Here is a 6,872-nt window from a genome sequence, read left to right as displayed (position 1 = left end):
CCGCGAGCACGACGGAGCCGAGGAGCAGCAGGGCCACCGCGGTGGACGTGGAGCCGCCCATGAGGGCCGTAGGAACGGTCAGCGCGGTGAGGAGGGCGTCCGCGGGGCCGGGGCCACCGAGACCGTCCGCCACCCATCCGCCCGTGGCTGCCGACCACAGGTCGCCCAGGCGTGCGGAGGCCGGCAGCAGGGCCGCGCCGACGAGGCGCGCTCCCCCGACGACGGGCGCGACGAGCGGCCCGAGAGCGACGGCCACCAGCACGACGAGCACGGCGACGACCGCGGCGAGACCCGCCCGGCGGCGCGTCGCCAGACCGGCCAGCTCCCCGAGCTCGAGCTCGCTCGGGGCCTGCACGACACGGCGCGCCTCGGCACGGGCGAGCCGGCGGTCGCGAGCCTGGGACCAGACGTCGCGCCACCCGGCCTGCAAGGGCCGCAGCGCACGCCGCGGGAGGCGCCGGCTGCGGGTGGCTCCGAGCCTGGCTCGCAGAACGCCGTCCGGCCGTGCCAGCGCGACGAGCACCGCCCGCAGCTCGTCGACGGCGAGCCCGGGCTGCTTGACGGCAAGCTGAGCCAGCGAGCGGACGACCGCACCGACCAGCGCGAGGACGGCGACGACCGGGACCAGCAGCGCCGGCGCGGAGACCAGCCGGCTGTGCACGAGTGCGCGCCGACGGGCCGCGAACGAGCGGCGCGGGTCGGCGCGGTCGTCCTCGCCGTCGCCGTCCTCGTCGACCGGAGCGCTCTCGAGGGCGGTGGAGCGCAGGCCGAGATATCCCGCCTGGGCGTGCCGCACGACCGCCGACGGCACGACGATCACCCGGTGCCCAGCCAGTCTTGCTCGACGGGACAGGTCGAACCCGTCGCCGAAGGGCCCGAGCAACGGGTCGGTCCCGCCGAGGTCGTCCCACACGTCGCGCCGGACCAGCGCGCCCGCGATGCCGACTCCGAGCACGTCCTCGCGGCCGTCGTGCTGGCCCTGGTCGAGCTCGCCCGGCTCGACGTCGGTCATCCGCCGCCCGGACCGTGACGTCCGCACACCCACCTCGAGCAGCCGCTCCGGGTCGGTCCAGGTCCGCTGCTTGACTCCAGCGACGGCCACCGACCGGGCATGGCTCACGGCACGGACGAGCTCCGCCAACGCCGACGGGGCCGGCGCGCTGTCGTCGTGCAACAGCCACAGCCACGTCGTCGCCGCGCCCTCGTCAGCCTGCATCCCGCGCCGGACCGCATGCCCGAACGTCCGCGCACCGGGTGCTTTCACGTAGCGCAGCGCGGGGGCACCAGGGCCGCCCGCAGCGGCGAACGTGCTGGTCAGGAGCTCCTCGACGGAGGCGTCCGCAGTGTCTGACACGTCCACGAGCAGTACCCGCATCGGTCGACGGGTCTGCGCGGCGACCGCCGCGAGCGTCGAGGAGAGATACGGGGTGCGACCACGCGTGACGACGACTGCGGACACCGGCGTCGTCACCGGTGTCGAGGAGGTCACGGTGGGGATGTCCACCGGCAGGAGCGTGTCAGTCATGCTCGGAACATCATGCCGTCGCGCGGGACGAGGCCCGCGCGCGACACTCCCACCCGGCGCAGCCGGTCAGACGACACGCCGCTTGAGCTTGCGCCGCTCCCGCTCGGACAGCCCGCCCCAGATGCCGAAGCGCTCGTCGTTCTGCAGGGCGTACTCGAGGCACTCGGAGCGCACGTCGCAACCCGTGCACACCTTCTTGGCCTCACGCGTCGAGCCGCCCTTCTCGGGGAAGAACGCCTCGGGGTCGGTCTGCGCGCACAGCGCGCGCTCCTGCCACCCCATCGGGCCCTCGTCCTCGAGGGCGCCGAAGATCGGCAGGACGTTGGAAGCGTGCGTCTGTGCACTCTTCCGTGCGTCGGACGGGAAGATCTCGTCGTTGTCGAGCAGGTTCCACATGCGTGCCTCCGTGCGGTCCTCGTGCTGTCTGCTGCTCGTTCAGGGGCTCGGCGTGCGACCCTCCGGGGAGGTGCCGCGAGTGGTGCTCGCTCATGAATCCGTTCTAAGGAATTACACGCGTGTCGTTCGCGTTGGTCAAGCGGAGCCGTGGTAGTTGTCCGATTTTGTCGGGTGAACTTGGCGCAGACGGGTGATCCGGGCGTGTCGATCTAGGCTGTGCCGGTGCCCGTGACGACCATCGCCGACCTGCTCGCCCTCCTCACGCGCGAGCCCGGGCGGCCGCGGATCACCTGGTACGGGGACGGCGGCGAGCGCGTGGAGCTCTCCGGCGCCGTGCTGGAGAACTGGGTGAACAAGACCGCGAACCTGCTGGTGGAGGAGTTCGACGCCGGGCCGGGGACGCGGGTGCTCCTGGACCTGCCGCCGCACTGGCGCACCGTCGTGTGGGCGTTGGCCACTTGGCGCGTTGGCGCGTGCGTCACCCTGGACGGATCTGCGGACGTCGTCATCTCCGACCGACCGGACCGGCATGTCCCGGGCGGCCACCACCTCGTGGCCGTGTCGTTGCCGGCTCTGGCCCGGCGTTTCGACGGCGCCCTCCCCGCGGGAGCGGTCGACGCGGCCAGCGCAGTCATGACCTACGCGGACGTGCTCGGGTGCTCTCCTGCGGTCGACGGCACCGCACCGGCGCTCACGGGTGGCGGGCCCGACGTCCGGTATGCGGCGCTGCTCGTCGCGCCGCCCGAGCCCGCCGGCCGCCGCCTGATCCCGCTGCACGGCGACGGCACTGGTGGTCTCCGCGACTTCCTCACGACGACGGTCGAGACGTTGCACGGCAACGGCTCCCTCGTCCTGGTCGACCGCGCCGGATCGTGGGACGACACCCGGCTGCGGCGGCTCGCCGAGACGGAGCGTGCGTCCTAGGCGCTCGTCGGCTGACGGAAGGTCACCAGCATAATGTCGCTCAGCCGACGCGAGTTCAGCAGTGGAGCCGCGAGCCAGCCGATGCCGACGGAGAGCACCGTCACCAGGGACGGTGACCGGTCGAAGTGTGCACGAGCCCACAGGCCCTTGCGCTCGATGCTCGGCAGGTGCGTGACCGTCACCACCTCGAGCCCGACCGACTGCCCGAGGCCGACGAGGCCCCGGTGGTCGAGGTACCAAAGGTGCGGTGAGGGCAGACCCATCTGCCAGAGCCGCTCGAACACGCTCGACAACCCGAGCCGGCGCGCCCGCGACGCCAGCCGGTAGACCACGCCCAGACGGTCCGGCATGTTGACCACGAGTAGCCCACCGGGCACGAGTCGGCGGGCGACCTCCTCGATCGCCTCCCGCGGGTCGGGCAGGTGCTCCAGGACGTCGTTGAACGTGATGGCAGCGAATGTCTCGCCGGGCTCCAGCGCGGACGGGAAGAACCCGACCCTGACCTCGTGGCCCAGCTCCACGGCTCGAGCCGCGATAGCGACGTCGGGCTCGATCCCGATCGCCGCGACGCCCGTGTCCGCGACCTGCGACAGGAACCAGCCGTGCGCGCAGCCCACGTCAAGCAACCGCCCCGCGGGCAACCCCCACTCGGACAGCCGCCGGACGATCTCGGCGTTGTTCTGATGACGAAGGGTCTTCAGACCCTCCTCGCGCAGCTCCTCGTCGATGGGGCTCCGCTCGTTGATCGTGACGCCGAGGCTCGAGCTCTCTGTGCCGCACGTGGCACAGCGATACCGCCATCGGGGTCCTGCCGTGGTCATCGTCGAGGCACACACGCAGCACACCCGCTCCGCCATGCCGGGACAGTACCAAACGGGCAGATCGACGCAACCATCCCTCGAGACGCGATTCTGAGCGTCGCCTCGGACCGTGCCCGCGTACGGCAGAATGATCGCCCATGCGCGGAATCATCCTTGCCGGCGGCTCCGGCACCAGGCTCCACCCGATCACCCTCGGCGTCAGCAAGCAGCTCGTGCCGGTGTACGACAAGCCCATGATCTACTACCCGCTCTCCACACTGATGGCAGCCGGGATCCAGGAGATCCTGATCATCACCACCCCGCACGACGCCGGGCAGTTCCGGCGCCTGCTGGGCGACGGCTCGCAGTTCGGGGTGCAGCTGAGCTACGCGGTGCAGGCGGAGCCGAACGGCCTGGCCCAGGCGTTCGTGCTCGGTGCGGAGTTCGTCGGCGACTCCAGCGTCGCGCTCGTCCTGGGCGACAACATCTTCTATGGGGCTGGCCTGGGCACCCAGCTCCAGAGGTTCCATGACATCGACGGCGCGGCCGTCTTCGCCTACCGCGTCGCCGACCCCACCAGCTACGGGGTCGTCGAGTTCGGCGAGAACGGCCGCGCGTTGTCGCTCGAGGAGAAGCCCGCGTCACCGCGATCGAACTACGCCGTGCCGGGTCTCTACTTCTACGACAACGACGTCATCGGCATCGCTCGCGACCTCGCCCCCTCCCCGCGTGGGGAGTACGAGATTACCGACGTCAACCGTGCCTACCTCGCCGAGGGCCGTTTGCAGGTCGAGGTCTTGCCCCGCGGCACCGCATGGCTCGACACCGGAACCTTCGATTCCCTGCTGGAGGCCTCCGACTACGTGCGAACCATCGAGCACCGCCAGGGCCTGAAGATCGGCGTCCCCGAGGAAGTCGCCTGGCGCCAGGGCTTCCTCACCGATGACGAGCTGCGCCAGCACGCCGGGCAGCTCGTCAAGTCCGGGTACGGCACCTACCTGCTCGGCCTGCTCGAGTCCGAGCGCCCGTAGGCGTGACGTCCGCCCCGGGCAGGCACGCCCGGCCGGCTCGCCGGGGCTATCGCGACGACATCCAGGGCCTGCGCGCGCTCGCCGTCGGCCTCGTCGTGCTCGACCACACCCTCGGACGACCGGTCGGTGGCTTCGTCGGTGTCGACGTCTTCTTCGTCATCTCGGGCTTCCTCATCACGGGACTGCTGATCAGGGAGCACACCGCGACGGGGCGCATCTCGGCCGTCACCTTCTACCGCAGGCGCGCGCGACGGATCCTGCCGATGTCCACCTTGGTGCTGGCCGCCACAGTCGCGGCGAGCGCCGCGCTGTATTTCGCGCCGCGTCTGGCCGAGATCCGCACGGACGCCGTGTGGGCGCTGCTGTTCTGCGCCAACTGGCGGTTCCTCGCCGTCGGGGTGGACTACTTCGGCTCGGCCGGGTCGCCGAGCCCGCTGCAGCACTACTGGTCGCTCGCCGTCGAGGAGCAGTACTACTTCGTGTGGCCGTGGCTGCTCGCGCTCTCGCTCGGGGTGATCTCGCGTGTGGCGCGGGAGCGACGCCGGCTGCTCGGCGGGCTCGCGGTGGCCGCCGCGCTGGTCGGCTTCTTGGGCTTGTCCCTGTACGAGTCCGGCTCGGCACCCATGACGGCTTACTTCTCGACGGCGTCGCGTGCGTGGGAGCTGCTGGTCGGCTCGGCCTTGGCTCTCGTCACACCCCGGCTCGTCCGACTGCCCACCGGCGTCCGCGGCATCCTCGGCTGGAGCGGGCTCGCCGCGGTGGTCGTGTCCGCGTTCGCCGTCCGGTCGGACTCGGCGTTCCCCGCTCCTGCAGGTCTGCTCCCAGTGCTCGGGACCGCGGCCGTGATCGCCGCCGGCTCGGGCGGGGCCGGGCCTACACTGGGTCCGCTGACCAACCCCGCCTCGCGGTACCTCGGCAGCATCTCCTACTCGCTGTACCTTTGGCACTGGCCCGCGATTATCCTGCTGCCCGTCGCGATCGGGTCGGACCGCACCTGGGTGCGCGTGCTCGCCGCCGTGCTGGCCGTCGGCCTGTCGGTCCTGTCGCACCATCTGGTCGAGGAGCCGGTACGGCGCTCGCGGTGGCTCGAGCGGCGAAGTGCCGCCCCGGCAGCGACCACGCGGCCGCGCCGCTCGAATCGGACCCCGTGGCTCCCCATCGCGGCGGGGTGTCTCCTGGTCGTCGTCGGGGTGGGCGGTGCGGCGGCTGCTGGGCAGCGCCCGGCAGACAGCATCGCCGCGCCGGCGACGGCAGCGCCACCGGCGGAGGCTGGACCGGCCGGTGACCTCGCCACGGCCGTCGAGCGGGCGACGCACGCGACCACGTGGCCCGCCACGACGACGCCCCCTCTCGAGGGGGTGACGGCGGACCGTGCGCCGCAGCTGACGGACCCGCTGTGCGTGAACGACTGGGGCACCGTCCATCAGCACTGCACGTACGGCGACGCGGCCGGCCGGCGCACCGCTGTGCTCCTCGGCGACTCCAACGCGATCAGCTGGCTGCCCGCACTGGAGGTGGGGCTCGGCGGCGCCGGTTGGCGCATCGAGTCGTACGGCAAGTGGGGCTGTCCGGCCGAGGAGGTGCGCGTGCTCAGCGGGGAGCGCGGCCGGTACGACGCCTGCGACGAGCACCGCGCCTGGGCCATCGGGCAGCTCGCCGCACTCGACCCCGACCTGGTCATCCTGGGCAGCGCGCAGGGCTACCTGCCCTCGCTCGCGAGCGGCAAGGTCGGCGCCGAGGCCGACGCGGAGTGGAGCGCCGGGCTGGTCAGGACCATCCGCGCGGTCGCGCCTTACACCCGGCAGGTCGTCGTCCTCGAGTCGCCGCCGTACGGCAAGGAGCTGCCGCAGTGCGCGACGCGGGGCAGCGTCCCCGCCGACTGCCTGTCCCAGGTCGCCGACATCTGGTACAGGACCACCGATGCGGAGCGCGCGGGGGTCGCCACCGCGCGTGCGGCGGGGCTACCGGTGACCTACGTGGCCACGGAGTCGTGGTTCTGCACCTCTGCCGGGGTCTGCCCTGCGGTCGTCGACGGGCTCGTAGTGCGCGGCGACACCAACCACATCTCGGCGACGTACGCCGGGCACGTCGAGCCCGCGCTCACCGCCGCCCTCCAGGGTGTGACCGGTCCGTCGTCCGGGACAGCAGGCAGCTGAGCCCGCGTCGCATCCTGACGGCACCCGCCTGCAGTGGTTC

6 protein-coding genes are annotated in these 6,872 nt (G+C 72.1%); 3 read left to right on the top strand and 3 right to left on the bottom strand.

What is annotated here, in order from left to right:
- Both AC1DYZ_RS09265 and AC1DYZ_RS09260 read right to left on the bottom strand, forming a co-directional pair.
- Positions 1 to 1,525 (bottom strand): glycosyltransferase family 2 protein (locus AC1DYZ_RS09265; protein ID WP_477064916.1); only part of this gene is annotated, 1,525 nt, incomplete at its 3' end.
- 66 nt (positions 1,526 to 1,591) lie between these two features.
- Positions 1,592 to 1,921, bottom strand: coding sequence for a WhiB family transcriptional regulator (locus AC1DYZ_RS09260; protein ID WP_456826089.1), 330 nt, complete (start codon positions 1,919 to 1,921; stop codon positions 1,592 to 1,594).
- 222 nt (positions 1,922 to 2,143) lie between these two features.
- On the opposite strand from AC1DYZ_RS09260, the gene AC1DYZ_RS09255 reads away from it, so the two are divergent.
- Complete coding sequence (locus AC1DYZ_RS09255) at positions 2,144 to 2,845, top strand: TIGR03089 family protein (RefSeq protein WP_477064915.1); 702 nt, start codon at positions 2,144 to 2,146, stop codon at positions 2,843 to 2,845.
- Here the strand turns inward: AC1DYZ_RS09255 and AC1DYZ_RS09250 are convergent.
- Positions 2,842 to 3,702, bottom strand: a complete 861-nt coding sequence (locus tag AC1DYZ_RS09250) for a class I SAM-dependent methyltransferase (protein ID WP_477064914.1) — start codon at positions 3,700 to 3,702, stop codon at positions 2,842 to 2,844. The two genes, AC1DYZ_RS09255 and AC1DYZ_RS09250, sit on opposite strands and share 4 nt — an antisense overlap.
- Positions 3,703 to 3,803: 101 nt before the next feature.
- Here AC1DYZ_RS09250 and rfbA point away from each other — a divergent pair, with 101 nt between their 5' ends.
- Together rfbA and AC1DYZ_RS09240 are read left to right on the top strand one after the other, a co-directional pair.
- On the top strand, positions 3,804 to 4,676 hold the full coding sequence (gene rfbA / locus AC1DYZ_RS09245; protein WP_477064913.1) for a glucose-1-phosphate thymidylyltransferase RfbA: 873 nt from the start codon (positions 3,804 to 3,806) through the stop codon (positions 4,674 to 4,676).
- Between the two features lie 2 nt (positions 4,677 to 4,678).
- Positions 4,679 to 6,832 carry an acyltransferase family protein gene (locus tag AC1DYZ_RS09240; RefSeq protein ID WP_477064912.1) on the top strand — a complete coding sequence of 718 codons (2,154 nt, stop codon included), beginning with the start codon at positions 4,679 to 4,681 and terminating at the stop codon, positions 6,830 to 6,832.
- The last annotated feature ends 40 nt before the right edge of the window (positions 6,833 to 6,872 follow it).

The organism is Cellulomonas sp. P1_C4 (assembly GCF_056406355.1).
Note: the sequence above shows the minus strand (reverse complement) of the source record. Positions and strands in the feature narration are given on the sequence as shown.